This window comes from Acidovorax sp. HDW3 (assembly GCF_011303755.1).
Taxonomy (GTDB): domain Bacteria; phylum Pseudomonadota; class Gammaproteobacteria; order Burkholderiales; family Burkholderiaceae_C; genus Paenacidovorax.
Window position 1 is genome coordinate 739,774 of the sequence record NZ_CP049885.1, and the last position, 26,413, is coordinate 766,186.

Annotated in this window: 23 protein-coding genes; 18 read left to right on the plus strand and 5 right to left on the minus strand. The window is 66.8% G+C overall.

Features of this window, described 5'->3' with window-relative positions:
- Nucleotides 1-33: 33 nt before the first annotated feature.
- The gene (locus tag G7045_RS03325) at nucleotides 34-321 is read left to right on the plus strand and encodes a DUF2249 domain-containing protein (RefSeq protein ID WP_166157299.1); all 288 of its coding nucleotides are present in this window, start codon (nucleotides 34-36) and stop codon (nucleotides 319-321) included.
- On the opposite strand, the gene G7045_RS03330 is transcribed toward G7045_RS03325, so the two are convergent.
- Entirely contained in the window at nucleotides 279-911 is a 633-nt protein-coding gene (locus tag G7045_RS03330; protein ID WP_166157302.1) for a uracil-DNA glycosylase family protein, read from the minus strand. The two genes, G7045_RS03325 and G7045_RS03330, sit on opposite strands and share 43 nt — an antisense overlap.
- Before the next feature lie 65 nt (nucleotides 912-976).
- Here G7045_RS03330 and G7045_RS03335 point away from each other — a divergent pair, with 65 nt between their 5' ends.
- The 16 genes from G7045_RS03335 (at nucleotide 977) to G7045_RS03410 (ending at nucleotide 19,254) form a co-directional block, all read left to right on the plus strand.
- Nucleotides 977-2,284, plus strand: a complete 1,308-nt coding sequence (locus G7045_RS03335) for a replication-associated recombination protein A (protein ID WP_166157305.1) — start codon at nucleotides 977-979, stop codon at nucleotides 2,282-2,284.
- Between the two features lie 229 nt (nucleotides 2,285-2,513).
- Nucleotides 2,514-3,443, plus strand: coding sequence for a branched-chain amino acid ABC transporter permease (locus G7045_RS03340; RefSeq protein WP_166157308.1), 930 nt, complete (start codon nucleotides 2,514-2,516; stop codon nucleotides 3,441-3,443).
- 13 nt (nucleotides 3,444-3,456) lie between these two features.
- Entirely contained in the window at nucleotides 3,457-4,533 is a 1,077-nt protein-coding gene (locus G7045_RS03345; protein ID WP_166157311.1) for an ABC transporter ATP-binding protein, read from the plus strand.
- Nucleotides 4,534-4,553: 20 nt separating this feature from the next.
- Nucleotides 4,554-5,336: an ABC transporter ATP-binding protein gene (locus tag G7045_RS03350; RefSeq protein ID WP_166157314.1), complete on the plus strand. Its 783-nt coding sequence runs from the start codon at nucleotides 4,554-4,556 to the stop codon at nucleotides 5,334-5,336.
- A 1-nt stretch (nucleotide 5,337) separates the two neighbouring features.
- Complete coding sequence (locus tag G7045_RS03355) at nucleotides 5,338-6,075, plus strand: ABC transporter ATP-binding protein (RefSeq protein ID WP_166157317.1); 738 nt, start codon at nucleotides 5,338-5,340, stop codon at nucleotides 6,073-6,075.
- 88 nt (nucleotides 6,076-6,163) lie between these two features.
- Nucleotides 6,164-6,526 (plus strand): DMT family protein, encoded by a 363-nt coding sequence (locus tag G7045_RS03360; protein WP_166157320.1) that lies wholly within the window; start codon nucleotides 6,164-6,166, stop codon nucleotides 6,524-6,526.
- A gap of 121 nt (nucleotides 6,527-6,647) precedes the next feature.
- Nucleotides 6,648-7,295, plus strand: a complete 648-nt coding sequence (locus G7045_RS03365) for a DUF47 domain-containing protein (RefSeq protein WP_166157323.1) — start codon at nucleotides 6,648-6,650, stop codon at nucleotides 7,293-7,295.
- 23 nt (nucleotides 7,296-7,318) lie between these two features.
- Nucleotides 7,319-8,329 (plus strand): inorganic phosphate transporter, encoded by a 1,011-nt coding sequence (locus G7045_RS03370; RefSeq protein WP_166157326.1) that lies wholly within the window; start codon nucleotides 7,319-7,321, stop codon nucleotides 8,327-8,329.
- A 61-nt stretch (nucleotides 8,330-8,390) separates the two neighbouring features.
- Nucleotides 8,391-9,218 carry a TatD family hydrolase gene (locus G7045_RS03375; RefSeq protein ID WP_166157329.1) on the plus strand — a complete coding sequence of 276 codons (828 nt, stop codon included), beginning with the start codon at nucleotides 8,391-8,393 and terminating at the stop codon, nucleotides 9,216-9,218.
- Between the two features lie 66 nt (nucleotides 9,219-9,284).
- Nucleotides 9,285-10,052, plus strand: coding sequence for a spermidine synthase (locus G7045_RS03380; protein ID WP_166157331.1), 768 nt, complete (start codon nucleotides 9,285-9,287; stop codon nucleotides 10,050-10,052).
- Between the two features lie 5 nt (nucleotides 10,053-10,057).
- Entirely contained in the window at nucleotides 10,058-11,842 is a 1,785-nt protein-coding gene (locus G7045_RS03385; protein WP_166157334.1) for a GspE/PulE family protein, read from the plus strand.
- Nucleotides 11,843-11,890: 48 nt separating this feature from the next.
- Nucleotides 11,891-12,385, plus strand: a complete 495-nt coding sequence (locus tag G7045_RS03390) for a tripartite tricarboxylate transporter TctB family protein (RefSeq protein ID WP_166157337.1) — start codon at nucleotides 11,891-11,893, stop codon at nucleotides 12,383-12,385.
- Between the two features lie 3 nt (nucleotides 12,386-12,388).
- On the plus strand, nucleotides 12,389-13,909 hold the full coding sequence (locus G7045_RS03395; protein ID WP_166157340.1) for a tripartite tricarboxylate transporter permease: 1,521 nt from the start codon (nucleotides 12,389-12,391) through the stop codon (nucleotides 13,907-13,909).
- A gap of 21 nt (nucleotides 13,910-13,930) precedes the next feature.
- The gene (locus G7045_RS03400; protein WP_166157343.1) at nucleotides 13,931-15,229 is read left to right on the plus strand and encodes a DUF3422 family protein; all 1,299 of its coding nucleotides are present in this window, start codon (nucleotides 13,931-13,933) and stop codon (nucleotides 15,227-15,229) included.
- Nucleotides 15,230-15,397: 168 nt separating this feature from the next.
- Nucleotides 15,398-16,516 carry a TRAP transporter substrate-binding protein gene (locus G7045_RS03405; RefSeq protein ID WP_166157346.1) on the plus strand — a complete coding sequence of 373 codons (1,119 nt, stop codon included), beginning with the start codon at nucleotides 15,398-15,400 and terminating at the stop codon, nucleotides 16,514-16,516.
- Between the two features lie 8 nt (nucleotides 16,517-16,524).
- Nucleotides 16,525-19,254 carry an EAL domain-containing protein gene (locus G7045_RS03410; RefSeq protein ID WP_166157349.1) on the plus strand — a complete coding sequence of 910 codons (2,730 nt, stop codon included), beginning with the start codon at nucleotides 16,525-16,527 and terminating at the stop codon, nucleotides 19,252-19,254.
- Here the strand turns inward: G7045_RS03410 and G7045_RS03415 are convergent.
- Nucleotides 19,159-20,061: a DMT family transporter gene (locus G7045_RS03415; RefSeq protein WP_166157352.1), complete on the minus strand. Its 903-nt coding sequence runs from the start codon at nucleotides 20,059-20,061 to the stop codon at nucleotides 19,159-19,161. The two genes, G7045_RS03410 and G7045_RS03415, sit on opposite strands and share 96 nt — an antisense overlap.
- A gap of 69 nt (nucleotides 20,062-20,130) precedes the next feature.
- On the opposite strand from G7045_RS03415, the gene G7045_RS03420 reads away from it, so the two are divergent.
- Nucleotides 20,131-21,114 (plus strand): quinone oxidoreductase, encoded by a 984-nt coding sequence (locus tag G7045_RS03420; RefSeq protein ID WP_166157355.1) that lies wholly within the window; start codon nucleotides 20,131-20,133, stop codon nucleotides 21,112-21,114.
- 44 nt (nucleotides 21,115-21,158) lie between these two features.
- Here the strand turns inward: G7045_RS03420 and G7045_RS03425 are convergent, their stop codons facing one another.
- From G7045_RS03425 to ileS, 3 genes are all read right to left on the minus strand, one after another.
- Nucleotides 21,159-22,835: a Na/Pi cotransporter family protein gene (locus G7045_RS03425; RefSeq protein WP_166157358.1), complete on the minus strand. Its 1,677-nt coding sequence runs from the start codon at nucleotides 22,833-22,835 to the stop codon at nucleotides 21,159-21,161.
- Nucleotides 22,836-22,959: 124 nt separating this feature from the next.
- Complete coding sequence (gene lspA, locus G7045_RS03430) at nucleotides 22,960-23,481, minus strand: signal peptidase II (RefSeq protein ID WP_166157361.1); 522 nt, start codon at nucleotides 23,479-23,481, stop codon at nucleotides 22,960-22,962.
- Nucleotides 23,481-26,348: an isoleucine--tRNA ligase gene (ileS, locus tag G7045_RS03435; RefSeq protein WP_166157364.1), complete on the minus strand. Its 2,868-nt coding sequence runs from the start codon at nucleotides 26,346-26,348 to the stop codon at nucleotides 23,481-23,483. The genes lspA and ileS overlap by 1 nt, the downstream gene beginning before the upstream one ends.
- Nucleotides 26,349-26,413: the final 65 nt, after the last annotated feature.

Sequence of the window (26,413 nt, forward strand, 5' to 3'; positions counted from 1 at the left end):
TTGTGTGAACTTTTGCTTTGAAAGGTTGTTTCCATGAGCACCATCGTTGCTGAAATCGACGTGCGTACCATCGCCCCCTACGAGCGCCATGCGCAGATTTTTGGCCGTTTCGACGCCCTGGCGCCGGGCGAGGCCATCGTCATCGTCAACGACCACAATCCCGTGCCGCTGCATATGCAGCTCGAAGGCCGCAGCCCTGGGGCGGTGTCCTGGACTTATCTGCAAGCCGGCCCTGACCTGTGGCGTGTGGAGATCGGCAAGCAAGAGGCCAAGAAGGGTCACGGCAACGGCGGTTGCTGCGGCTCCTGCGGCGGGCACTGAGCGCCCGGTTGCACGATCTGCTGCACCCGTGCCTGCACCTGCGGCAGCAGCTCGGCCTCGAACCAGGGGTTGCGCTGCAGCCAGCCGTTGTTGCGTGGGCTGGGGTGGGGCAGGGCGATGGTGTGGGGCCAGTATTGGCGCCAGTCGCGCACGGCAGCGGTGACGCCGCCGCGCGCCTGCGGCAGGTGCCAGGCCAGGGCGTATTGCCCCAGCACCACGGTCAGCTCGATGTGCGCCAGCTGCGCCAGCAGGGGCGCGCGCCAGGCGGGGGCGCATTCCGGGCGCGGTGGCAGGTCGCCCGACCGGCCTGTGCCCGGGTAGCAAAAACCCATGGGCAGGATGGCAACCAGGGCCGGGTCGTAGAACTGCGCTGCGCTCAGGCCCAGCCAGGCGCGCAGGCGTGCGCCGCTGGCGTCGTCAAACGGGATGCCGCTGGCGTGCACCTTGCGCCCCGGCGCCTGGCCGGCGAGCAGGATGCGCGCGCTGCCCGCTGCCTGCAGCACCGGACGCGGCCCCAGCGGCAGCTGCGCCGCGCACAGGCGGCAGGCGCGCACGCGGGTGAGCAGGTGGGCCAAAGATTCTTCGGGCATGGCGCCATCATAGAAATGGCGGCAAATGCCTGCCTGCGCCATGGGCAGCCGCTACGATCGGCGCCATGAGTGTTCCCCCTCTTTATCAGCCCCTGGCCGAGCGTCTGCGCCCGCGCAGCCTGGCCGAGGTGATCGGCCAGCAGCATGTGCTGGGCCCGGGTATGCCGCTGCGCCTGGCGTTTGAATCCGGGCGCCCGCACAGCTGCATCTTCTGGGGCCCGCCGGGGGTGGGCAAGACGACGATTGCGCGCCTCATGGCCGATGCGTTCGATGCCCAGTTCATCAGCATCAGCGCCGTGCTCGGGGGTGTCAAAGACATCCGCGACGCCGTGCAGCAGGCCGAGAACGCGCGCGATGGCCTGGTGGCGCAGCGCACCATCGTCTTTGTCGATGAGGTGCACCGTTTCAACAAAAGCCAGCAAGACGCGTTTTTGCCGCATGTGGAGAGTGGGCTGTTCACCTTTGTCGGCGCCACCACCGAGAACCCGTCGTTCGAGGTCAATTCGGCCCTGCTCTCGCGTGCGGCGGTGTACGTGTTGCAGCCGCTGACGGCCGACGATTTAAAGCAAATTGTGGCTCTAGCCCAATCCAGGCAAGCGCTACCAGCTATAGAAAATGTAGCAATCGAGCGCCTGGTGGCGTATGCCGATGGCGACGCCCGGCGCTTGCTGGGCACGCTCGAAACCCTGGCCATCAGCGCCCAGCAGGCGGGCATTGAGCGCATCGAGGAAGACTGGTTGCTCTCGGTGCTGGGCCAGCAGCTGCGCCGTTACGACAAGGGCGGCGAGCAGTTCTACGACACCATCAGCGCGCTGCACAAGTCGGTGCGCGGCTCGGACCCCGACGCGGCGCTGTACTGGCTGTGCCGGATGCTCGACGGCGGCGCAGATGCGCGCTACCTGGCGCGGCGCATCGTGCGCATGGCCTGGGAGGATGTGGGCCTGGCCGATCCGCGCGCCCTGCAGATCGTGAACGACGCCGCCGCCACCTACGAGCGCCTGGGCAGCCCCGAGGGCGAGCTGGCGCTGGCGCAGGCGGTGATTTATCTGGCCGTGGCGCCCAAGAGCAACGCTGGTTATATGGCGTACAAAAAAGCCCGCGCCCTGGTGCAGCAAGACGGCACCCGGGCGGTGCCGCTGCACCTGCGCAATGCGCCGACGGCGCTGATGAAGTCGCTCGACTATGGCCGCGACTACCGCTACGCGCACGACGAGGAAGATGGGTTTGCAGCAGGCGAAAACTATTTTCCGCAAGAGCTGACGCCGCCGCCGGTTTTCTACCAGCCCGTGCCGCGTGGCCTGGAGATCAAGATTGGTGAAAAACTCGCCCAGCTGCAGGCGCGCAACGCAGCGGCGCGGGCGGGGGGGCTGTAAAAAAACAGCATTTTCAGGAAGGTGCAACCCGGGTATTCCTGGGGGTTGTACCTCGGGAAAACCCCGCCTTTGCGCTGTGTGCCAAAGCGCTGACGCTGGCTAGAATCCGCGCCCAACCCGTGCAGAAAAAAGCTGCCGGGTTTTTTTGTTCAGCGCTGGTAGGGTGTTACAAGATGGCTTTCTGCCGGGCGCGAACATGCTGCGCACGTCACAAACGAAGGACATCCCTATGGACATCTTGCTGCAACAGATCATCAATGGTCTGGTTCTGGGCAGCATGTACGCCTTGATAGCCTTGGGCTACACCATGGTGTACGGCATCATCCAGCTCATCAACTTTGCCCACGGGGAGGTGCTCATGATCGGGGCGCTGACCAGCTGGAGCTGCATCGGCCTGATGCAAGAGGCCATGCCCGGCGCGCCGGGCTGGGTGATTTTGTTGCTGGCCACACTCATTGCCTGTGTGGTGGCGGCGACGCTCAATTTTTCGATTGAAAAAATCGCCTACAAGCGCCTGCGCAGCAGTCCGCGCCTGGCACCCCTGATTACCGCCATCGGCATGTCGCTCTTGCTGCAGACGGTGGCGATGGTTATCTGGAAGCCCAACTACAAGCCCTATCCCACGCTTTTGCCGACGACGCCGTTTGAAATCGGCGGCGCCGTCATCACCAGCACCCAAATCTTGATCTTGGCCGTCACGGCGCTGGCCCTGGGCGCCATGGTCTACCTGGTGAATTACACCAAGCTTGGCCGTGCCATGCGTGCCACGGCTGAGAACCCGCGTGTGGCGGCGCTCATGGGCGTCAAGCCCGATATGGTGATTTCGGCCACCTTCATCATCGGCGCGGTGCTGGCGGCGATTGCCGGCATCATGTGGGCCTCCAACTACGGCACGGTGCAGCACACCATGGGCTTTTTGCCCGGCCTCAAGGCGTTCACGGCAGCGGTGTTTGGCGGCATTGGCAACCTCGCCGGTGCGGTGGTGGGCGGGCTCATGCTGGGCTTGATCGAGTCGATTGGCGCGGGCTATATCGGCGACCTCACGGGCGGTGTGCTGGGCAGCCACTACACCGATATCTTTGCTTTCATTGTGCTCATCATCATCCTCACGCTGCGCCCCTCGGGCCTGCTGGGCGAGCGCGTGGCTGACCGCGCCTAAAGGAGTTCCCGCCATGAAAAACAACAAAATCCAGTGGATTTTGGGCGGCCTGGCGCTGCTCATCCTGCCCCTGATCCTGCAATCGTTTGGCAACGCCTGGGTGCGCATTGCCGACCTGGCGCTGCTCTACGTCATGCTGGCGCTGGGCCTGAACATCGTCGTCGGCTACGCCGGCCTGCTCGACCTCGGCTACGTGGCCTTCTACGCCGTGGGTGCTTATATGTTTGGCCTGCTGGCCTCGCCGCACCTGACGGAGAACTTTGCCTGGTTTGCCGCCAACTTCCCCGACGGCCTGCACATGTCGCTGTGGATGGTGATTCCGGTGGCGCTGGTGCTGGCGGCGTGCACGGGCGTGCTGCTGGGCATTCCGGTGCTCAAGCTGCGCGGCGACTACCTGGCCATCGTCACGCTGGGCTTTGGCGAGATCATCCGCATCTTCATGAACAACCTGGATCAGCCGCTGAACATCACCAACGGCCCCAAGGGCATTGGGCAGATCGATTCGGTGAAGGTGTTTGGCCTCGATCTGGCGCGGCGCCAGGAGTTTTTTGGCTACGACATCCCGTCTGTGACGCTGTACTACTACCTGTTTCTGGCGTTGGTGATTTTCACCGTCATCATTTGCTACCGCCTGCAGGATTCGCGCATTGGCCGCGCCTGGATGGCGATCCGCGAAGATGAAATCGCCGCCAAGGCCATGGGCATCAACACGCGCAACATGAAGCTGCTGGCCTTTGGCATGGGCGCCTCGTTTGGCGGCGTCTCGGGCGCCATGTTCGGTGCCTTCCAGGGTTTTGTCTCGCCCGAATCGTTCAGCCTGATGGAGTCGATCATGATCGTCGCCATGGTGGTGCTCGGCGGCATTGGCCATATTCCGGGCGTGATTTTGGGTGCGGTGCTGCTCTCGGCCCTGCCCGAGGTGCTGCGCTACGTCGCCGGCCCGCTGCAGGAGCTGACGGACGGGCGCCTGGACGCCGCCATCTTGCGCCAGCTGCTCATCGCCCTGGCCATGATCGTCGTCATGCTGCTGCGCCCGCGTGGCCTGTGGCCCGCGCCCGAGCATGGCAAGAGCCTGGAGCACAAGTCCTGATCCCCGCACCGAGAAACAACATGGCAGATACAACCAAAGAAGTGGTGCTCAAGGTCGCGGGCATCTCCAAGCGTTTTGGCGGCCTGCAGGCCCTCTCAGACGTGGGCCTGACGATTCGCCGGGGCCAGGTCTATGGCCTCATTGGCCCCAACGGCGCGGGCAAGACGACGTTCTTCAACGTCATCACCGGCCTGTACACGCCCGACACCGGCACTTTTGAACTCGCAGGCAAGCCCTACGAGCCCACGGCAGTGCACCTGGTGGCCAAGGCCGGCATTGCGCGCACCTTCCAGAACATTCGCCTGTTTGCCGACATGACGGCGCTGGAGAACGTGATGGTCGGGCGCCACATCCGCACCCATTCGGGGCTGCTGGGGGCGGTGTTTCGCACCCCCGGCTTCAAGGCCGAGGAGGCCGCCATTCGCCAGCGCGCGCAGGAGCTGCTGGACTACGTCGGCGTGGGCAAGTACGCCGAGTTCAAGGCCCGCACCCTGTCCTACGGCGACCAGCGCCGCCTGGAGATTGCCCGCGCCCTGGCAACCGATCCGCAGCTCATTGCGCTCGACGAGCCCGCCGCCGGTATGAACGCCACCGAGAAGGTGCAGCTGCGCGAGCTGATCGACCGCATCCGCCGCGACAACCGCACCGTGCTCATCATCGAACACGACGTGAAATTGATGATGGGTCTGTGCGACCGCGTCACGGTGCTGGACTACGGCAAGCAGATTGCCGAAGGCACGCCGGCGGAAATTCAGAAAAACGAAAAAGTGATTGAAGCCTATCTGGGCACAGGGGGGCACTGAGATGGCCGAGACAGCAAACAACAAGCAGCAAGTGCTGCTCAAGGTACGCGGCCTGAAGGTCGGCTACGGCGGCATCCAGGCCGTCAAGGGCGTGGACATGGAGGTGTGCGCGGGCGAGCTGGTATCGCTCATCGGCTCCAACGGCGCGGGCAAGACCACGACCATGAAGGCCGTCACCGGCACCCTGGGCTACAGCGATGGCGACATCGAATACCTGGGGCGCAGCATCAAGGGCCGGGGCGCCTGGGATTTGGTCAAAGAGGGCCTGGTGATGGTGCCCGAGGGGCGCGGCGTGTTCGCGCGCATGACCATCACCGAGAACCTGCAGATGGGCGCCTACACGCGCAACGACAAGGCCGGCATCCTGGCCGACATCGAGAAGATGTTCACCATCTTCCCGCGCCTGCGTGAGCGCAAGGACCAGCTTGCCGGCACCATGAGCGGCGGTGAGCAGCAAATGCTGGCCATGGGCCGCGCCCTCATGAGCCAGCCCAAGGTGCTGCTGCTCGACGAGCCCTCCATGGGCCTGTCGCCCATCATGGTGGACAAGATTTTTGAGGTGGTGCGCGACGTTTACGCCCTGGGCGTGACCATCGTGCTGGTGGAGCAAAACGCCAGCCGCGCGCTGGCGATTGCCGACCGGGGCTACGTCATGGAATCGGGCCTGATCACCATGACCGGGCCAGGGCAGGAGCTGCTCAACGACCCCAAGGTACGCGCAGCCTATCTGGGAGAATGATGCAGAGGCGGGTAGCTATTAAAACAATAGCTGCTCGCGCTTTGCAGTATTGGGCTGGGCGGTGATTTGACTCATAGAATGAGCGCCCATGAGTTTTTTGTCCAGCCTGCCCATTCCCCTGCAAACCGTCATGCTGTTGCTCGCTAGCAACATTTTCATGACCTTTGCCTGGTACGGACATCTACGTAGCCTGAGCGCGGCCCCCTGGTACGTCGCGGCGCTGGTGAGTTGGGGCATTGCCCTGTTTGAATACCTGCTGCAGGTTCCGGCCAATCGCATTGGGTTTTCCCTCTGGAACGTAGGCCAGCTGAAGATCTTGCAAGAGGTGATTACCCTGGCAGTGTTCGTGCCGTTTTCGGTGCTCTACCTCGGTCAGCCGCTCAAGTGGGACTACCTTTGGGCTGGGCTGTGCATGGTGGGGGCGGTGTATTTCATTTTCCGCAGCGCCTGAGGCGCAACCGCCAGCCGGGGGCGCCCGGTTAAACTCGCGCCATCCCCGCAGGGCCCACACGATGCGCTGGCTGCGGGTTGTTCTTTTTCACTCCCCACCCTCTACCCCATCAGGAGCCCTCATGCTGTTTGGCAAATTGTTGCCGCGCGAAGGCAATTTTTTCGAGATGTTCAACCAGCACGCCGAGCGCATTGTGGAGGCGGCGCACGCCTTCTCGCAGCTCGTGGCCAACTACGGGGATGTGCATCTGCGCGAGAAGTACAACCAGGACGTGGACAACGCCGAGCGCGCTGCCGACCGCGTCACGCATGAGGTCAACCGGGTGCTGCACCAGACCTTCATCACCCCCATCGACCGCGAACAGATCCACTCGCTCATCAACACCATGGACGACGTGGCCGACCTGTTCCAGGACAGCGCCGAGGCCATGGCGCTGTACGACATCCGCTCCATGACCGACGAGATCCAACGCCTGACGGATCTGTGCGTCAAGTGTTGCGAGCGCCTGCAGGCAGCGGTCAAGTTGCTGGAGAAAATCGCCGACCCGGCCGTGGCCGAGGCCGCGCTCAAGACCTGCGAGGAGATCGACCGCTTGGAAGGCGATGCCGACCGCGTGCTGCGCAGCGCCATGAGCAAGCTCTTTCGCGAGGAAAACGACGTGCGCGAGCTCATCAAGCTCAAGGCCATCTACGAGCTGCTGGAGACGATCACCGACAAGTGCGAGGACGTGGCCAACCTGATCGAGGGCGTGATCCTCGAAAACTCCTGAGCCTCCGGCCTGTGTAGTTCACCATGGAACCGGTACAAACCGCCCTCTGGGTCGTAGTCGTGTTGGTGGCGTTGGCCATCATTTTCGACTTCATGAACGGCTTTCACGACGCCGCCAACTCGATTGCCACCGTGGTCTCCACGGGCGTGCTGCGGCCGACGCAGGCCGTGGTGTTTGCGGCCTTTTTCAACTTCATCGCCATCTTCGTCTTTCACCTGAGCGTGGCTGCCACCATCGGCAAGGGCATTGCCGACCCGGGGGTGGTCGATACCCACGTGATCTTCGGTGCGCTCGTTGGCGCCATTACCTGGAACGTCATTACCTGGTACTACGGCATTCCCAGCAGCAGCTCGCACGCGCTCATTGGCGGCATCGTCGGCTCCGTCATCGCCAAGAGCGGCGCCGGCGCGCTGGTGGCCAGCGGCATCTTGAAGACCGTGGCCTTTATCTTCATCTCGCCGCTGCTGGGTTTTACCCTGGGCTCGTTGATGATGGTGGCCGTGGCCTGGACGTTTCGCCGGATGCGCCCGAACAAGGTCGATAAGTGGTTCCGCCGTCTGCAGCTGGTATCGGCCGGTGCCTACAGCCTGGGCCATGGCGGCAACGATGCGCAAAAAACCATCGGCATCATCTGGCTGCTGCTGATCGCCACCGGCTATGCATCGGCCAGCGACAGCGCGCCGCCCACCTGGACTATCGTCGCTTGCTACGCCGCCATCGGCATGGGCACCATGTTCGGCGGCTGGCGCATCGTCAAGACCATGGGGCAGAAAATCACCAAGCTCAAACCCGTGGGCGGTTTCTGCGCCGAGACGGGCGGTGCCATGACCTTGTTTTTGGCGACCATGCTGGGCGTGCCGGTTTCCACCACGCACACCATCACCGGCGCCATCGTCGGCGTGGGCTCGACGCAGCGCGCCAGCGCCGTGCGCTGGGGCGTGGCCGGCAACATCGTCTGGGCCTGGATTTTGACCATCCCCGCCAGCGCCTTCGTTGCCGCCATCGCCTACTGGGTGAGCCTGCAGCTGTATTAAGGCTTTGCTATAAAAATAATAGCTGCTAACGCTTATCCAGTAAGCGCTAGCAGCTTTTTTTATGCCTGAAATTACCTGGGTAGACACCCATTGCCACCTGGATGCGGCCGAATTCGATGCCGACCGCAGCGCCGTGCACGCCCAGGCGCGGGCGGCGGGCGTGGCGCGGCTGGTCATTCCGGCGGTGGCGCCGGCGCACTGGCAGCAGGTGCGTGCGCTGGCGCAGCAGCTGGGCGAGGGCTACGCCCTGGGCATCCACCCGCTGTACGTGGCGCAGGCGCAGGAGGCCGACATCGAGCGCCTGGCGGCGCTGCTGGCGCAGTGGCGCAGCGACCCGCTGCTGCTGGCCGTGGGCGAGATCGGGCTGGATTTTTTCGTCCCCGGGCTCGATGCGGCGCGCCAGGAGTGGTTTTACCGCGCCCAGCTGCAGCTCGCGCGCCGCTTTGACCTGCCGGTGCTGCTGCACGTGCGCCGCAGCAGCGACCGCGTCTTGAAGGGCCTGCGGGGCATTGCCGTGCCCGGCGGCATCGCCCACGCCTTCAACGGCAGCTGGCAGCAGGCGCAGGCCTTCCTGGCCCTGGGCTGCAAGCTCGGCTTTGGCGGCGCGGCCACCTATGAGCGCGCCTTGCAGCTGCGCCGCCTGCTGCAGCAGCTGCCCGATGAGGCCATCGTGCTCGAAACCGACGCCCCCGACATGCCCCCGCACTGGCTCTACCGCAGCGCCGCAGAGCGCGCCGCTGGCCTGGTGCAAGGGCGCAACAGCCCGCAGGAGCTGCCGCGCATTGCCGCTGTGCTGGCGCAGCTGCGCGGGCACAGCCTGGCCGACTGGGCTGCGGCCACGCGCGCCAACGCCTGCGCCGCCCTGCCGCGCCTGGCTGCGCTGCTCTAACTACCGACGCCGGGGCTGGGTCACAATCAGGCCCTTTGGGCCCTGGGCCCGCAATGGACAGCTGCCTTGGCCCGATCAAAATCCCCTTCCCTCGAACTGCCCGAAGTCAGCGTCTCCGACGACGGCGAGGTACGCCACCTGCACCTGGGCACGCCCTGGATCCAGGGCTCCATGCGCGTGGACGATCCCTTTGTGATCGAGCTCGAATACGTGCAGCGCATGATGGCCTGGCTGCTGTTCGTCGAACCCACCAGCGTGGCCAAGCGCCAGGCGCTGCAGCTGGGCCTGGGTGCGGGCGCGCTCACCAAGTTCTGCCACAAGAAGCTGCGCATGGGCTGCGCCGCGATCGAGCTCAACCCCCAGGTGCTGGCCGTGTGCCGCGCCTGGTTCAAGCTCCCGCCCGACGGCGCGCGCCTGCGCGTGGTGCTGGCCGATGCAGCGCAGGAGATTCAAAACCCCCAGTGGCAGGGCCGCATCGACGCGCTGCAGGTTGATTTGTACGACCACCAGGCGGCGGCGCCGGTGCTCGACAGCGCTGCGTTTTACGCTGACTGCCGCGCCCTGCTGACCGAAGACGGCTGCCTGACGGTCAACCTCTTTGGCCGCGCCAGCAGCTACGAGCGCAGTATTGCCAGCCTGAGCGAAGCCTTTGGCGCCGAAGCCCTGTGGGCCTTCAAGCCCACGCGCGAGGGCAACACCGTGGTGCTGGCGCAGCGCCAGCCCAGCCGCCCCAAGCGCGCCGAGCTGCAGGCGCGCGCCGAAGCCATAGAGGCGCGCTGGGCGCTGCCAGCGACCAAGTGGCTGCGCGTTTTCAAACCCGTGGCCAAGGAGTGAGCCTTATGCACGACCATCACGCCAAAACCGCGCCCCGGCGCCCCGGCCCGCTCGATTGGCAGCGCATCGTGCGCTGGCTGCAAAGCGACGGCGTCATCAGCGCTGAAGAAGCGCAGCGCACCACCGCGCGCTGCTCGCAGGCCGAGAGCCACCAGCACCCGCTGGTGCGCCTGGGCAACGTCGCCATGGCGCGTGCCGATGGCGCCGGCGCACTCACGCTCGATGCGTTGACCGAATACGTCGCCGGGCGCAGCGGCCTGGCCTTCTTGCGCATCGACCCGCTGAAGGTGGACGTGGGCCGCGTTGCCGACGCCATGAGCGCGCAGTACGCCGAGCGCCACAAGGTGCTGCCGGTGCAGGTCACGCCCAGCGAGGTGGTGGTGGCCACGGCCGAACCCTTTTTGGACGACTGGGTGGCCGAGGTCGAGCGCCAGGCCAAGCGCAGCGTGCGCCGCGTCATGGCCAACCCGCAGGACATTGCGCGCTACACGGCCGAGTTCTTCGCCCTGGCCAAGTCGGTGCGGGCGGCGCAAAAAAGCGGCGGCGGCAACGGCGGCAGCACTTTCGAGCAGCTCGTCGAGCTGGGCAAGAGCAACAAGCAGCTCGACGCCAACGACCAGGGCGTGATCCGCGTCGTCGATTGGCTGTGGCAGTACGCCTTCGACCAGCGCGCCAGCGACATCCACCTCGAACCCCGGCGCGAGCAGGGCGTGATCCGCTTTCGCATCGACGGCGTGCTGCACCCCGTCTATCAGATGCCCATGGGCGTGATGAACGCCATGGTGGCGCGCATCAAGCTGCTCGGGCGCATGGACGTGGTGGAAAAGCGCCGCCCGCTCGACGGCCGCATCAAGACGCGCAACCCGCACGGCCAGGAGGTGGAAATGCGCCTCTCGACCCTGCCCACCGCCTTTGGCGAAAAAATGGTGATGCGTATCTTTGACCCCGACAACGCCGTCAAGGATCTCGATGCACTCGGTTTTGCGCGCCACGACGCCGAGCGCTGGGAGCAGCTGGTGCGGCGCCCGCACGGCATCATCCTCGTCACCGGCCCCACCGGCTCGGGCAAGACGACGACGCTGTACTCGACCTTGAAGCGCATCGCCACCGAGGAAGTCAACGTCAGCACGGTGGAAGACCCGATCGAGATGATCGAGCCGAGCTTCAACCAGACGCAGGTGCAGCCGCAGCTCGACTTCAACTTCACCGAGGGCCTGCGCGCGCTCATGCGCCAGGACCCGGACATCATCATGGTGGGCGAAATCCGCGACCTGCCCACGGCCGAGATGGCGGTGCAGGCCGCGCTCACCGGCCACCTGGTGTTTTCTACCTTGCACACCAACGACGCGCCCAGCGCCGTCAGCCGCCTGATGGAGCTGGGCGTGCCCAACTATCTCATCAACGCCACGCTGCTGGGCATCCTGGCGCAGCGCCTGGTGCGCACCCTGTGCCCGCAGTGCAAGCAAAAAGACGATGCCGCGCACATCGATGAGCTGGCCGCCGCCGTGCGCCCCTGGAAGCTCTCGGGCGGCTGGCAGCCGTACAAGCCTGTGGGCTGCGTCGATTGCCGCATGACCGGCTTTCGTGGCCGCATGGGGCTGTACGAGCTGCTCACCGTGAGCGAGCCGCTGAAGGACAAAATCACGCAAAGCCCGAGCATGGACGCCCTGCGCCGCCAGGCGGTGCAAGACGGTATGCGCCCGCTGCGCCTGGCCGGCGCGCTGCGCGTGGCCGAGGGCCTGACGACGCTCGAAGAAGTCATTGCCGCCACGCCGCCAATCGAGGCTTGACGGTTTTTTTGCTGTTTTTGCAGTTTTTTTGCAAGGCGCTGGCACACCATGAAAATCAAAAACCAGAAAGATTTTTTTGCCGGCCTGCTGTTCGTGGCCCTGGGCCTGGGCTTTGCCTGGGGCGCCTGGGGCTACGGCCTGGGCACGGCGGCGCAAATGGGGCCGGGCTACCTGCCGCTGCGCCTGGGCCTGCTGCTGGCGGCGCTGGGCGCGCTGGTGATGTTCAAGGCCGGCACCATCGAGGTGCAAGGCGGTGGCCGCACCGGCCCCTGGGCCTGGCGTGCGCTGCTGTGTGTGCTGGCCGCGCCGGGCGCTTTTGTGCTGCTGCTGACGGGCCTGCCGCACTGGGGCTTGCCGCCCATGGGGCTGGTGCTGGCGGTGCTGGCGCTGGTGCTCATCGCCAGTCTGGCGCTGCCCGCGCCTGAGCGCCGCTGGGGCCAGGCGCTGGCGCTGGCGGCCCTGCTGGCGCTGGGCAGCGCGCTGCTGAGCGTGTTTTTGCTGCAGCTGCCGCTGGCGCTGTGGCCCGCTTTCATTCGGGGGTGAAGCATGGAATGGCTGGCACATGGGGCCCTGGGCCTGGAGGTGTTGTTCAGCAGCGGCAACGTGCTCGCCGCCGTTGCCGGCTGCCTGCTGGGCCTGGCCGTGGGCGTGCTGCCGGGGCTCGGGCCCATGGCCAGCATTGCCATGCTGCTGCCCGTGACCTACGCGCTGGCGCCACCCACGGCCTTGATTTTTCTCGCCGGTATTTACTACGGCGCGCAGTACGGCGGCGCCGTGCCGGCCATCTTGCGCCAGCTGCCGGGCGAGGCTTCGTCGGCAGTCACGGTGCGTGACGGCTACGCCATGGCCCGCGCCGGCCAGGCCGGCGCGGCGCTGGGGGCGGCGGCGCTGGCCTCGTTTGTCGCCGGCACCGTGGGCACGCTGCTGCTGGCCGCGTTGGCGCCGCTATTGAGCGCGCAGGCGCAGCAGGTGCTGCAGGCGCCCGAGCAGGTGGCGCTGCTGGTGCTGCTTTTGGTGGGGGCGGTGGTGCTGGCTTCGGGCGCGCTGCTCAAGGCGCTGGGCATGGTGCTGGTGGGGCTGCTGCTGGGCCTGGTGGGCATGGACCCGTATTCGGGCCAGCTGCGCTACGACCTGGGCCTGCCCGAGCTCGCCGGCGGCATCAGCTTCATGGCCCTGGCCATGGGGCTGTTTGGTTTGGGCGAAATCATTGCCCACCTGGGGCGCAAGCCGGCAGAGCCGGCGCTGGCCGTGCAGGCGCCGGCGCTGGCGCAGCGTTGGCCAGATGCGCTGCAGCGGCGCCAGCTGCGCCCGGCGCTGCTGCGCGGCACGGTGCTGGGCTCGCTGCTGGGCTGGCTGCCCGGTGGCGGCGCGCTGCTGGCCTCGTTTGCGGCCTACGCCGTCGAGGGTCTGCGCCGCCTGCGCCCGGGCGAGCTGCCGCTGGGCCAGGGCAATATCCGGGGCGTGGCCGCGCCCGAGGCGGCCAACAGTGCCGGCGCCCAGGCGGCCTTCATGCCACTGCTGGCGCTGGGCCTGCCGACCAATGCCGTCATGGCGCTGCTGCTGGGGGCCTTGAGCCTGCACCAGGTGCAGCCGGGGCCGCTGGTGCCCAGCCAGGCGCCGCAGCTGTTCTGGGGTTTGATTCTTTCCATGGGCCTGGGCAACCTGGTGTTGCTGCTGTGCGGCCTGCCGCTGCTGGGGCTGTGGCTGCGGGTGCTGGCGCTGCCGTACCGGCTGCTTTTTCCGGCCCTGGTGCTGCTGTGTGCGCTGGGCATGTACAGCTTGCAGGCGAGCAGTTTTAGCGTTGCCCTGCTGTGCCTGTGCGCGCTGCTCGGTTATGTGTTTCGCCAGCTGGGCATGGAGCCCGGGCCGCTGCTGCTGGGGTTCATCGTGGCGCCGCAGCTCGAAGCCCAGCTGCGCCTGGCGCTGGTGCAGGGGCAGGGCACTTGGTCGGTTTTTTGGACGCGCCCGCTGGCGGCGGGCCTGCTGGTATTGACGGGGCTGCTTTTGTTGTTGGTGCTGCTGCCGGGGTTGCAGCGCCAGCGGGGGCAGACCTTTGTGGACGATTGATGGATTTTTCTTTTTTCTTTCATGGCTTTGACTTCTTTTCCGGCACAGCATCCGCAGCGCGCCCAGCTGCATAACGAGGTTCACGCCCGCCCGCCCGAGGCCCTCACGGCGCCGGTGGCGATCACGCACATCGTCATGTGGGCCGACGCGGCCGAGCGCGAGGCCAGCCGCGCGCACCTGACGCAGCTGCTGCGCGACCAGCACCTGCCGCTGCCGGGGGCCGACAGCACGCACCTGCGCGTCGATCTGGGGCCGTTTCGCCTGCGCTGGGAGCTGCACACCGAGTTCGTCAGTTGGACCTTCATGGCGCCGCTGGCGGCCGACGGTTTTGGCCAGCGCGAGCCCCAAGGGGCGATCGAAGCCGTGCCGCGCGAGTGGCTCGCCGGCCTGCCAGGGCAATGCCTGTGCAGCCTGCACCTGTGGCTGCTGCCGATGCAAAAATTTGGTGACGTGGCCCTGGTACCGCAGGTGCTGCGCGAGGACAGCCTGGTGGCCTGCACCGTGGCCGACGGCCATGGCGAAGTGTTCACCGACTTTGCCCTGCACGCCGACGGCTGCTCGCGCATGGTGCTGCTCGCCGGCGCCATGACGCCGCGCCGCTTGGGCCGCCTGGTGCAGCGCCTGCTGGAGATCGAAACCTACCGCATGGCGGCGCTCCTGGGCCTGCCGGCGGCGCGCGAGGCGGCGACCGTGCTCGCCAGCGCCGAGCGCGAGCTGGCGGCGCTGGCCAACGCCATCCGCAGCGCCGACCGCGACAGCGAGCCCGTGCTGCTCGACCGCCTCACGCGCCTGGCCGGCCAGGTCGAGAGCCAGTACGCAGCCACGCATTCGCGCTTTTCGGCCAGCAGCGCCTACTTTGAGCTGGTCGATACGCGCATCCGCGACATTGCCGAGTCGCGCCTGGCGGGGATGCAGACCATTGGCGAATTCATGGACCGGCGCCTCTCGCCCGCGCGCAGCACCTGCGCCTGGGTGGTGCGGCGCCAAGATGGCCTGTCGCAGCGCGTCTCGCGCATGAGCAACCTGCTGCGCACGCGCGTCGAGATCGAGCAGCAGCAAAGCAGCCAGGCGCTGCTCGCCGCCATGAACCAGCGCCAGGACCTGCAGCTCAAGCTGCAGTCCACGGTCGAGGGGCTGTCGGTGGCGGCCATCACCTACTACATCGTCGGCCTGGTGAGCTACCTGGCCAAGGGGGCGCAAAAAATCGGCTGGCCGCTCTCGCCCGAAAGCACGGCTGCCGTCGCCATTCCGCTGGTGGCGGGCAGCGTCTGGTGGTCGCTGCGCCGGCTGCACCAGCGCATGTTCCGGAATAGGCATTGAATCGGGCTGCAGGGCAATGTGGGTAAGCGCTAGAAGCTATCAAAAATATAGTAAATAGATGCTTCAAAGCAACGCCCGGCCCGCAAGCACCGCCCGGGTACGGGCACAATGGCCGGCGTTACGTACAAAGCCTTACGTAAAACCACAAGGAATACAAGGAAAGGGGCCATGCACGCCTTGCTGTCATCTCTGCGGCGCCGTTGGTTGACGGCGTTGTGCGCTCTGGGGCTCGCCAGCGCCTCTGCGGCCCTGGCCTTGACGCCGCCCGCATCTGCACCCGCACACGCGCCTGCTGCTGCCGTACCTGCGCCGTACAAACTGCGCATCGTCGGCGGCCTGGCGGGTGTGACGCAGTATCTGCAGCACGAGGAGCCTTTCTGGACGCAGCAGCTGCAGCAGCTCAGTGCTGGTCGCTACAGCGCCGACATCGTGCCCTTTGACCGCGCCGGCGTGCCTGGCTCGGAGATGCTGCGCATGATGCAGCTTGGCGTGCTGCCCTTTGGCACGGTGCTGATGAGCGCGCTCTCCGGCCAGTACCCGCAGTACACCGCTGCCGACCTGCCGGGCATGGCTGCCGACATTGCGCAACTGCGCGCCAGCGTCGCGGCGCTGCGCCCCTTTCTGGAAAAAGACCTGCGCCAGCGCCACGGTGTGGAGCTGCTCGCCATCTACGCCTACCCGGCGCAGGTGCTGTTTTGCAAAAAACCCATCGCCCGCCTGGCCGATCTGGCGGGGCGGCGCGTGCGCGTGTCCTCGGGTGGCCAGGCCGACTACGTCAGCGCCCTGGGCGCCTTGCCGGTCAATACCGCTTTTGCCCAGTTGGCGCACAGCCTGGAGTCGGGCGATACCGAATGCGCCATCACCGGCACCCTCTCGGGCCACAGCCTGGGGCTGTACCGCGTGACGCAATACCTCTACACCCTGCCCATCACCTGGGGCCTGGGGGTGTTTGCCGCCAACCAAACGGCCTGGGCGGCGCTGCCGGCAGACCTGCGTGCCCTGCTGCTGCGCGAGCTGCCGCAGCTCGAAGCGCGTATCTGGGATGCGGCCGAGCGCGATACCGCCGAAGGCATCGCCTGCAACAGCGGCGCTGCCAGCTGCGCCTTGAGCCGCAAAGGCCGCATGGTGGTGGTCAACCCCTCGGCCCAGGACCAGATCAAGAGCCGCGAGATTTTCAGCAGCGTCGTGTTGCCGCGCTGGCAACAGCGCTGCACGGTCGATTGCGCCGCCATCTGGAACCAGACCGTGGGGCCGGTGCAGCAAATCCAGCTGCCGCCGCTGCGCTAGACCCGGCCATGCCCTTGCCTGCCCGCACCACAACCCGGATCCGGCTGGCTGTGGCCGTGGTGGTGCTGGGGTTCTGGCTTGTGCTGCTGGTGGGCTCGGGCCTGTTGGTGCAGCGCATCCGCCAGAACGACTACGCCGAGAGCGAGGCCCAGGTCACGCGCTTCGTCGCCGGTGCGCTGACGGCGGTCAACCGCGTGCTGCTGGGCGTGGACGTGCTGCTCGCGAGCTGCGACGAGCTGCTCGACCTGGCCCAGCCCCGGGGCCGCTGGCAGGATGGCGCCAGTGCCAGCGCATTGCTGCGCAGCAGCGTGCGCTACAACCTGCTGCTGCGCCATGTGGCGGTGCTCGATGGGGCGGGGCGGGTGCTGGCCTCTTCGGCACCGGCGGGCCAGCAGCTGGCGCTGGCGTTGCCGCCCGATTTTGCGCAGCAGGCGCTGGCGCAGCCCGTGCCCGGCATGTGGCTCAGCCGCGCACACATCAACCCCGATACCTCTGAGCGGATGCTCTACGTTGCCCGCCCGGTGCTGCGCGCCAATGGCAGCCGCTGGCTGGTGGTGGCGCAGATTCCACTGGCCATGCTCGAACCAGTGCTGATGCAGAGCGTGGACATCGAGGGCCTGGAGGTCACGCTCGAAGAGCCGCAGGGCGGCGTGCTGCTGGCCGTCTCGCCAGTGCAGCACGCCGCACCTGCGGGCCAGCCCCTGGCGATGGGTGTGCACTGGCAGCAGCGGGCACGCCTGTCGCAGAAGCCGGCCCTGGTGGTGGCCCAGCCCAGCCTGTATCCGCAGCTGTGGATCTCGGCGAGCCTGCCCGAGGTCGATGCTCTGGACAGCTCCCGGGGCGAGCGCCAGGTGCTGCTGGGCGTGGCGCTGCTGCTGGGTGTGCTGGTGCTGCTCGCCGGCCTGGGGGTGCAGCGCTACGTGCTGCGCCTGTACAGCGCGCGCAGCGCCATGACGCGCGCCAAGGAGATGCTCGACCAGGCCCTGGGGGCCATGGTCAGCGGTTTTTTGCTCATCGACGGCAAGCTGCTGGTGCGGCAGTGGAACCGGCGCTTTGAAGAAATGTTTCCCTGGCTGCGCGGCGTCATCCGCGTCGGCCAGCCTTGCGCCGAGCTGCTCGAAGCCGTGGTGCACCAGCACCTGGCGGGCGCCAGTGCGGCCGAGCGCCAGCAATGGGTGCAGTGGCGCTTGCAGCGCATGGTGCGGGCGCAGGGGCTGGCGTTCGAGCAGCTTTTGGCCTCGGGGCAGTGTATCGAGGTGACCGAAAGGCCCACGCCCGAGGGCGGCTGCGTCATCACCTACCACGACGTCACGGCACTGCGCCGCGCCAACGCCGAGATCGAATCCCTGGCCTTCTACGACCCACTCACCAGCCTGCCCAACCGGCGCCTGCTGCTTGACCGTCTGGGGCAAGCCATCTTGCAGGCGCAGCGCTCGGGCCAGCGCGGGGCGCTGCTGTTCTTGGATCTGGACCATTTCAAGATGCTCAACGACACGCGCGGGCACGAAGTGGGCGACCAGCTGCTGCAGCAGGTGGCGCAGCGCCTGAAAGAGACCGTGCGCAGCTGCGACACCGTGGCGCGGCTGGGGGGCGATGAGTTCGTCGTCATGCTCGGTGAGCTGGCCGACGATGCCGTGCAGTCCGCCGCCCAGGCGCGCCAGGTGGGCGAAAAACTGCTGCAGCAGCTGGCCCAGCCCTACATGCTCTCGGGCCAGCCGCACCGCAGCAGCTGCAGCATGGGGGCGACGGTGTTTGGCAGCGAGCCGTTGACGGCGGCCGAGCTGCTCAAGCGCGCTGACATCGCCATGTACCAGAGCAAGGCGCAGCGCAGCCACACGCTGGCTTTTTTCGATCCGCAGATGCAAGAGGCGCTCAACCGCCGCGCCAGCCTGGAGGCCGATCTGCAGGCCGCGCTGCACAGCCCCGGGCAGCTGAGCCTGCACTACCAGCCGCAGTACCGCTGGGGCGGGCAGATGGTGGGGGCCGAGGCGCTGCTGCGCTGGCAGCACCCCGAGCGCGGCAGCGTCGCGCCGGGGGAATTCATCACCGTGGCTGAAGACTCGGGCCTGATCGTGCCCCTGGGCACCTGGGTGCTGCAGCAGGCCTGCGTGCAGCTGGCGGCCTGGCAGGGTGGTGCGCTGCGCGGCTTGCCGTTGTCGGTCAACGTCAGCGCCCGGCAGTTTCGCCAGGCAGATTTTGTCGAACAGGTGCTGCAGGCGCTGCGCGCGAGCGCGGCGCCGGGGCATCTGCTCAAGCTCGAATTGACGGAGTCGCTGGTGCTCGAAGACGTGCAGGATTCGATCGCCAAAATGCACGCCCTGCGCACCAAGGGCGTGCGTTTTTCCATGGACGACTTTGGCACCGGCCATTCCTCGCTCGCCTACCTGACGCGGCTGCCGCTCGATCAGCTCAAGATCGACCAGTCCTTTGTGCGCCAGCTCGGGCTGCAGCACAGCGACGACGTGATCGTGCAAACCATCATCGCCATGGCGTGCACGCTGGCGCTGGAGGTGATTGCCGAGGGCGTGGAAACCCCCGCCCAGCGCGATGCCCTGGCCGGCTACGGCTGCAGCCTGTACCAGGGCTATTTGTTTTCCCGGCCGCTGCCGTTGGTGCAGCTGCTGGCGCTGGCCGCATCGGCTTCAGGCGCGGCGCGAGCTGATGACGATGCCGCCAACGATGAGCAAGAACGCCAGCCCATGGTAGGCCTGGGGCCGCTCGCCCAGGAAGGCGGCTGAGAGCAGGGCGGCAAACAGCGGTGTGAGGTTGATGAAGAAGCCGCCCAGCACCGGCCCTGCGCGCTGCACGCCCACGCCCCAGAAGCGGTAGGCCAGCACCGCCGGCCCGATGGCGATGAACAGCAGTCCCGCCAGCAGCGGCGCGCTGGGCGTGAGGTACACCTGGCCCAGCCCCGCCTCGACACCGGCAAACGCGCCCGACCAGCCCAGGCCGAAAACGATTTGCGCCAGCAAAAACGCCGACCAGTCGCTGCGGATGTGCTGCGGCTCTTGCGTGCGCACCAGCAGCCAGCTATAGAACGACCAGGAGATGGTGGCCAGCACCATGTACAAATCGCCCGGCACCAGGTGCAGCGCCAGCAGCTGCTCCCAGCTGCCCCGGCTGAGCACGGTCAGCACGCCGACGATGGACAGCAGCGCACCGGCCACCTGCTGGCGCGAGGCTGGCACGCCAAAAAAGAGCGCGCCCACCAGCAGCATCCACACCGGCATTCCGGAGCCCACCAGGGTCACGTTCAGCGGCGTGGACGTTTGCAGCGCCAGGTACTGCAGCGCGTTGTAGTTGCCAATGCCCAGCAGCCCCAGCCAGGCGTAGCGGCGCCAGTGTGGCCACAGGCCGCTGCCCGGGCGCAGCACCTGCCAGGCCAGTGGCAGCAGCAGCACGGCGGCAATCAGCCAGCGCAAAAAATTCAGGGTGATGGGCGCCACCAGCGGCGCCAGGGCACGGCCCACCACGGCGTTGCCGGCCCAGAGCAGGGGCGCGGCGGCGAGCATGAGGAGGGTGGAGGGGGAAAGCTGTGAACGCATAGGGTTTGCGACTGTACCCGTTGCCGTGGCACGATGTGCGCTGCGCAAATTTTTCACAGGAGGATGGCCATGGGCCTTGCCGTTCATATCCGCCAGCATGGCGGCCCCGAAGTGCTGGAGCTGGTCAACGCCGCCGTGGGCAGCCCCGGCCCGGGCGAGGTGCACATCCGCCACCACGCCATTGGCCTGAACTTCATCGACTGCTACCACCGCAGCGGCCTGTACCCCCTGCAGCTGCCCGCCGGCATCGGCATGGAGGGCGCGGGTGTGGTGCTGGCGCTGGGCGCGGGCGTGGAGCACCTGCAGGTGGGCGAGCGTGTGGCCTACGCCAGCACGCCGCCGGGCAGCTACTGCGAGGAGCGCATCATGCCGGCGCGCTGCGTCTGCCGCCTGCCCGATGACATCAGCTTTGAAACGGGCGCGGCCATGATGCTCAAGGGCCTGACGGCGCAGTACCTGCTGCTCAAGACGCGCCCGGTGGAGGGGCTGCAGGCGGGCGACGCGGTGCTGTTCCATGCCGCTGCCGGGGGCGTGGGCCTGATCGCCTGCCAGTGGGCGCGCGCGCTGGGCCTGCAGCTGATTGCCACGGCCGGCAGCGACGAAAAATGCCAGCTCGCCCTGGCGCACGGCGCCGCCCACGCCATCAACTACCGGCGCGAGGATTTTGTCGCCCGCGTGCGCGAGATCACCGCCGGTCAGGGGGTCAAGGTGGTGTACGACTCGGTGGGCAAGGACACCTGGGAAAAATCGCTCGACTGCCTGCGCCCCTTTGGCCTCATGGCCAGCTTTGGCAACGCCTCGGGCCCGGTGCCGCCGTTTGCGCCCGCGCTCCTGGGGGCACGCGGCTCGCTCTACGTCACGCGCCAGACGCTGTTCACCCACATCGCCACGCGCGAAGCCACCCAGGCCATGGCCGATGCGCTGTTTGCCGTGGTGCAAAGCGGGGCGGTGCAGATTCGCATCGACCAGCGCTACCCGCTGGGTGAGGTGCAGCAGGCACACCGCGACCTGGAGGCGCGGCGCACTACGGGGTGCTCGGTATTGATGCTGTAATTGGCCACTAGCTCTTGCTGGTCAAGCGCTAGTAGCTATCAAAATCATAGCTTTTCGTGGCCGGGCGGCTCGGGCGGGTTGTCGCTGCGCAGGCGGCTGGGGGCCAGGGCGCCGGTGTTTTCCAAAATGGGGTAGGCCATGGAGCACAGCAGCGAGTTGATGCGCTTGAGCTCGCTGAGCAGGTCGATGTGCAGCGAGCTGGTTTCTATGCTCTGCATGGTGCGCTCGGACAGGCGCGCCAGGTGCGCGGCGGCGTAGCTGCGTTCGAGGTCGCGAAAGCGCACCTTCTCTTCGAGCAGGCGGTGCGCGTCGCGCAGGTCGCCGTTGAGGAACACGCTCATCGCCAGGCGCAGGTTGTCCAGCAGGCGCGCGTGCAGCTCGGTGATCTCCTGCAGACCGGCTTCGGAGAATTGGAAGCCGCGCTTGATTTTCTTGTCCTCGATGTCGATCAGCACGCGCTCGATGATGTCACCGATCTGCTCCATGTTGATGGTGAAGCTGATGATGTCGGTCCAGCGCCGGCCCTCGCGCTCGTCGAGCTCGGCGCGCGAGATTTTCGTCAGGTAGTACTTGATGGCCGAGTACAGCTCATCGACCGTGTCGTCGAGCTGGCGCAGCTCGGCCGAGCGCTTCAAATCGTCGCTGCGGATGACCTCGAACATGCCGATCAACATGGTTTCGACCAGATCGGCCTGGTGCAGCGCCTCGCGCGCGGCGCAGGAGATGGCCAGCGACGGCGTGGCCAGCGCCGAGGGGTCGAGGTGGTGCGGGCGCAGCGGGTTCTTGCTCGCCGGGTCGGGCGGCGGCATCAGGCGCGCCACCAGTTGCGCCACCGCCTGCGTCAGGCCGATGAAGCCGACGCTGATGATGACGTTGTACGCCAGGTGAAACAGCACCACGCCGTGCGCGTCGGCGGGCATGTGCGGCTGCACGTGCTGCAGCCACAGGCCAATCGCCGGCGCCATGAGCAGCACGCCCATGATCTTGAACACCATGTTGCCAACGGTGACCTGCTGCACTTCCACCGAGGACTTGGCCATGGTCAAAATGGCCGCCAGGCCGTTGCCCAGGTTGGCGCCCAGCACCATGGCCAGCGCCATGGGCACGGGCACGATGTGCGAGTCGGCCATGGCGGCAATCAAGAGCACCACCGCCAGGCTGGAGTACGAGATGATGGCGAGCACAGCGCCGATCAAGATTTCGGCCAGCAGGTCGCTGCCCATGGACTGCAGCAGCGCCTGCGTCACGGGCGAGGCCATCATGGGGTCGGTGGCCTGGGTGATGCGTTCGAGCGCCAGCAGCATCAGCCCCAGGCCGATGCAGACCCGGCCCACGCGCCCGGCGGTCGTCTCTTGTCGTGCCAGGAACAGCACCACGCCGACGAAGATGAACAGTGGCGAGAGCCAGGACAGGTCGGTGGAGAACAGCACGGCCATCAGCGCCGTGCCGATGTCGGCGCCGCGCATCACCGCCAGCGCCGCCGGCAGGCTGATGAGGCCCTGGCCGACGAAGGAGGCCGTCATGAGCGAGGTTGCGGTGCTCGACTGCACCAGCGCCGTGACGCCGATGCCCGAGAGCGCTGCCGTGAAGCGGTTGCCCATGCTGCGCGCGAGCAGGCTGCGCAGGTTGGCGCCAAACACCCGCAGCACGCCGGTGCGCACCAAGTGGGTGCCCCAGACCAGCAGGGCAATGGCGGCGAGCAGGTTCAGTAGGTGCTTCATGGCGGCGGCGTTGTCTCCTGGGCACGCGCCAACAGCCGGGCGGTGCGTGGTATCGAACCTTGCAGTCTACTGCCGTGCGCCGTTGCTGGTGCCCGGGTGCGCAATGGCGCAGCCCGGCGGGGGGTCAAGCCTGCGGGCGGCGCGCGCGCAGCAGCTCGTCGAGGATCAGGCCGATGGCGCCGATGGTGATGGCGCAGTCGGCTAGGTTGAAGGCTGGAAAATGCCCGCCGTGGAACAGGCCCGCCAGAAAGGCCCAGTGGAAGTCCAGAAAATCCACCACATAGCCGTGCTGCAGCCGATCGACGACGTTGCCAATGGCGCCGCCGAGGATGCTCGAGAGCGCAAAGGCAAACAGCTTCTCCCCCGGGTGCTGGCACAGCTGCCAGACGATGAACAGCGCCGCTGCCAGGCCAAAGGCGATGAAGCCCCAGCGCTGCCAGCCGCCGGCGTCGGCCAAAAAGGAAAACGCCGCGCCGCTGTTGTGCGCGCGCACGAGGTTGAAAAAACCCGTCACCGGCGTCGCCTCGCCGAGCTGGTAGGCGCCCAGGATCAGCGCCTTGCTCAGTTGGTCGGCCACGAACAGCAGCAGCGCCCAGGTCAGCCAGGGCCAGAGGCTGGCGGCTTTGTGCGGGTTGGCGCAGCGCATCAGGCGTGGGTGCGGGACTCGCCCGCACCGTGCAGGTTGCTGTCGCAGCGGCCGCACAGCGTGGGGTGCTGCGCGTTGCTGCCAACGTCGGCGCGGTAATGCCAGCAGCGTTCGCATTTGGCATCAGAAATGGCGCTAACGCTTATCTGGAGAGCGTCACCAGCTATCAAATCAATAGCAGAAACGATGAATGGGAACTTCAAATCATCGCCCAGGCTGGCGAGCAGCGCGTAGTCCTCGGGGGCGGCGGTGAGCTGCAAGCGCGCCTGCAGCGAACTGCCGACGCCGCCTTGCGTGCGCAGCTGCTCGATCTCCTTGTTTGCCAGATCGCGGATGGCGCGAATGCGCGCCCACTTGGCCAGCAGCGCCTCGTCGCCGGCGGGCAGGGTTTGGTAGGTTTCCAGGAAGATGGAGGGGCTGTGGCCAAACAGCTTCCAGGCTTCTTCGGCGGTGAAGGACAGGAAGGGTGCCATCCAGCGCAGCATGGCGTGCGTGATCTGGTGCAGCGCAGTTTGCGCGCTGCGCCGTGCCAGGCTCTTGGCGCCGGTGGTGTAGAGGCGGTCCTTGAGCGCGTCGAGGTAGAAGCCGCCCAGGTCTTCCGAGCAAAACAGCTGCAGCTTGGTGACCACGGGGTGGAATTCGTACGCTTTGTAGTGCCCCAGCAGCTCGGCCTGGAACTCGGCGGCGCGCGCCAGCGCCCAGCGGTCGATCTCCAGCAGGTCGCCCTCGGCCACGGCGTCCTGCGCGGGGTCGAAGTCGCTGACGTTGGCGAGCAAAAAGCGCAGCGTGTTGCGGATGCGGCGGTAGGCATCGACCACGCGGGCGAGGATCTTGTCGTCAATCGCCAGGTCGCCCGAGTAGTCGGTGGACGCGCACCACAGGCGGATGATCTCGGCGCCCATCTTGGAGCTGACCTCTTGCGGCGAGACAGTGTTGCCCAGCGACTTGCTCATCTTCTTGCCCTGGCCATCGACCGTGAAGCCGTGCGTGAGCAGGCCCCGGTAGGGCGCGCGGCCAAAGATGGCGCTGGCGAGCAAGAGTGATGAATGAAACCAGCCCCGGTGCTGGTCGTGGCCCTCCAGGTACAGGTCGGCCTCGGGGCCCTCGTCGTGGTGCATACCGGCGTGCGTGCCGCGCAGCACGTGCCAGAAGGTGGAGCCGGAGTCGAACCACACTTCGAGGATGTCGGTGCTCTTGGTGTAGTGCGCGGCGTCTTGCGCCCCCAAAATTTCTTCCGCCGTGGCGCGGCTCCAGGCTTCGATGCCGCCTTGCTCGACGATGGCCGCCGCCTGGTCGATGATCTCCAGGGTGCGCGGGTGCAGTGCGCCCGTGTCCTGGTGCAGGAAGAAGGGCAGGGGCACGCCCCAGCTGCGCTGGCGCGAGATGCACCAGTCGGGCCGGCCCGCAATCATGTCGCGCAGGCGGGCCTTGCCGTTCTCGGGGTAAAAATTGGTTTTTTCGATGGCTGCGAGCGCAATCTGGCGCAGGGTTTGCGCCGGTTTTTGCGCCGGGTCGGTGAACACGCCCTCGCCCTCGTCCATGCGCACGAACCACTGTGCGGCGGCGCGGTAGATGACGGGCGACTTGTGGCGCCAGCAATGCGGGTAGCTGTGCGTGATGGTGACCGAGTCGAGCAGGCGGCCAGCCACTTTGAGCGCGTCGATGATGACCGGCACGGCCTTCCAGATGTGCTGGCCGCCAAACAGGCCCAGCTCGGGCGCGTAGGCACCGTTGCCCTGCACGGGGTTGAGGATGTCTTGCAGCGCCATGCCGTTGGCGCGGCAGCTGTTGAAGTCGTCCACGCCGTAGGCGGGCGCGCTGTGCACGATGCCGGTGCCGTCGTCGGCCGTGGCGTAGTCGGCCAGGTACACGGGCGAGAGGCGGTCAAACGCCTTGTCCACATGCGCCAGCGGGTGGCGGAAGCCCAGGTGGTCGAGCTTCTCGCCCAGGGCCGTGGCCAGCACCTGGCCTTGCAGCTGCCAGCGCTCCAGGCATTTTTCGACCAGCGCGCTGGCGACGATGAGCAGGCCGCGCTCGGTATCGACCAGGCTGTATTCGAGCTGCGGGTTGACGTTGAGCGCCTGGTTGGCCGGAATCGTCCAGGCGGTGGTCGTCCAGATGACGATGAAGGCGGGCTTGGCCAACTGCGGCAGGCCAAAGGCGGCGGCCAGGCGCGCCGGCTCGGCAGCGGGGAACATCACGTCCAGCGTCTGGCTCTTTTTGTCCTGGTATTCGATCTCGAATTCGGCCAGCGAGCTGGCGCAGTCAAAGCACCAGTACACAGGCTTGAGGCCCCGGTAGACGAAGCCGCGCTCCATGACTTTTTTCAGCGCCCGCAGCTGCCCGGCCTCGCTGGCGAAGTTCATGGTCTTGTAGGGGTTGTCCCACTCGCCGAGCACGCCCAGGCGCTGGAAATCGAGCAGCTGCTGCGCGATCTGCTCGGTGGCAAAGGAGCGGCCCTTGGCCTGCATCTCGTCGCGCGGCAGGTTGCGCCCGTGCAGCTTCTCGATGGCGTTTTCGATCGGCAGGCCGTGGCAGTCCCAGCCGGGGGTGTAGAGGGCGTCAAAGCCTTCGAGCTGGCGGCTCTTGACGATCATGTCCTTCAAAATTTTGTTCACCGCGTGGCCGATGTGGATCTGGCCGTTGGCGTACGGCGGGCCGTCGTGCAGGATGAATTTGGGTGCACCCCGGCGCGCGTCGCGCAGCTTTTGGTACACGCCTTGCTCGTTCCACTCCTTGACCCAGCCCGGTTCGCGCTTGGGCAGGTCGCCGCGCATGGGAAACGGCGTGTCGGGCATGTTCAGCGTGGCGCGGTAGGCGGACGCTTCGGCAGGTTTGCTGGGCTTGGCGGGTTGGTTTTCGGACATGGGGGGAAACCTTCAAAACAAGGGCGCTCCCGGCAGGGGCGCCAGGAGCGGGCAAGACGGGCGGA

Excerpts from the sequence above, each read along its gene's own strand:
- G7045_RS03415 (WP_166157352.1), bottom strand. The coding sequence starts at position 20,061 with ATGCGTTCACAGCTTTCCCCCTCCACCCTCCTCATGCTCGCCGCCGCG.
- G7045_RS03410 (WP_166157349.1), top strand. The coding sequence starts at position 16,525 with ATGCCCTTGCCTGCCCGCACCACAACCCGGATCCGGCTGGCTGTGGCC.
- G7045_RS03425 (WP_166157358.1), bottom strand. The coding sequence starts at position 22,835 with ATGAAGCACCTACTGAACCTGCTCGCCGCCATTGCCCTGCTGGTCTGG.
- G7045_RS03370 (WP_166157326.1), top strand. The coding sequence starts at position 7,319 with ATGGAACCGGTACAAACCGCCCTCTGGGTCGTAGTCGTGTTGGTGGCG.
- G7045_RS03405 (WP_166157346.1), top strand. The coding sequence starts at position 15,398 with ATGCACGCCTTGCTGTCATCTCTGCGGCGCCGTTGGTTGACGGCGTTG.
- G7045_RS03365 (WP_166157323.1), top strand. The coding sequence starts at position 6,648 with ATGCTGTTTGGCAAATTGTTGCCGCGCGAAGGCAATTTTTTCGAGATG.
- G7045_RS03395 (WP_166157340.1), top strand. The coding sequence starts at position 12,389 with ATGGAATGGCTGGCACATGGGGCCCTGGGCCTGGAGGTGTTGTTCAGC.
- G7045_RS03340 (WP_166157308.1), top strand. The coding sequence starts at position 2,514 with ATGGACATCTTGCTGCAACAGATCATCAATGGTCTGGTTCTGGGCAGC.
- G7045_RS03345 (WP_166157311.1), top strand. The coding sequence starts at position 3,457 with ATGAAAAACAACAAAATCCAGTGGATTTTGGGCGGCCTGGCGCTGCTC.
- G7045_RS03375 (WP_166157329.1), top strand. The coding sequence starts at position 8,391 with ATGCCTGAAATTACCTGGGTAGACACCCATTGCCACCTGGATGCGGCC.
- G7045_RS03335 (WP_166157305.1), top strand. The coding sequence starts at position 977 with ATGAGTGTTCCCCCTCTTTATCAGCCCCTGGCCGAGCGTCTGCGCCCG.
- G7045_RS03390 (WP_166157337.1), top strand. The coding sequence starts at position 11,891 with ATGAAAATCAAAAACCAGAAAGATTTTTTTGCCGGCCTGCTGTTCGTG.
- G7045_RS03330 (WP_166157302.1), bottom strand. The coding sequence starts at position 911 with ATGCCCGAAGAATCTTTGGCCCACCTGCTCACCCGCGTGCGCGCCTGC.
- ileS (WP_166157364.1), bottom strand. The coding sequence starts at position 26,348 with ATGTCCGAAAACCAACCCGCCAAGCCCAGCAAACCTGCCGAAGCGTCC.
- G7045_RS03400 (WP_166157343.1), top strand. The coding sequence starts at position 13,931 with ATGGCTTTGACTTCTTTTCCGGCACAGCATCCGCAGCGCGCCCAGCTG.
- G7045_RS03360 (WP_166157320.1), top strand. The coding sequence starts at position 6,164 with ATGAGTTTTTTGTCCAGCCTGCCCATTCCCCTGCAAACCGTCATGCTG.
- G7045_RS03355 (WP_166157317.1), top strand. The coding sequence starts at position 5,338 with ATGGCCGAGACAGCAAACAACAAGCAGCAAGTGCTGCTCAAGGTACGC.
- lspA (WP_166157361.1), bottom strand. The coding sequence starts at position 23,481 with ATGCGCTGCGCCAACCCGCACAAAGCCGCCAGCCTCTGGCCCTGGCTG.
- G7045_RS03350 (WP_166157314.1), top strand. The coding sequence starts at position 4,554 with ATGGCAGATACAACCAAAGAAGTGGTGCTCAAGGTCGCGGGCATCTCC.
- G7045_RS03385 (WP_166157334.1), top strand. The coding sequence starts at position 10,058 with ATGCACGACCATCACGCCAAAACCGCGCCCCGGCGCCCCGGCCCGCTC.
- G7045_RS03325 (WP_166157299.1), top strand. The coding sequence starts at position 34 with ATGAGCACCATCGTTGCTGAAATCGACGTGCGTACCATCGCCCCCTAC.
- G7045_RS03420 (WP_166157355.1), top strand. The coding sequence starts at position 20,131 with ATGGGCCTTGCCGTTCATATCCGCCAGCATGGCGGCCCCGAAGTGCTG.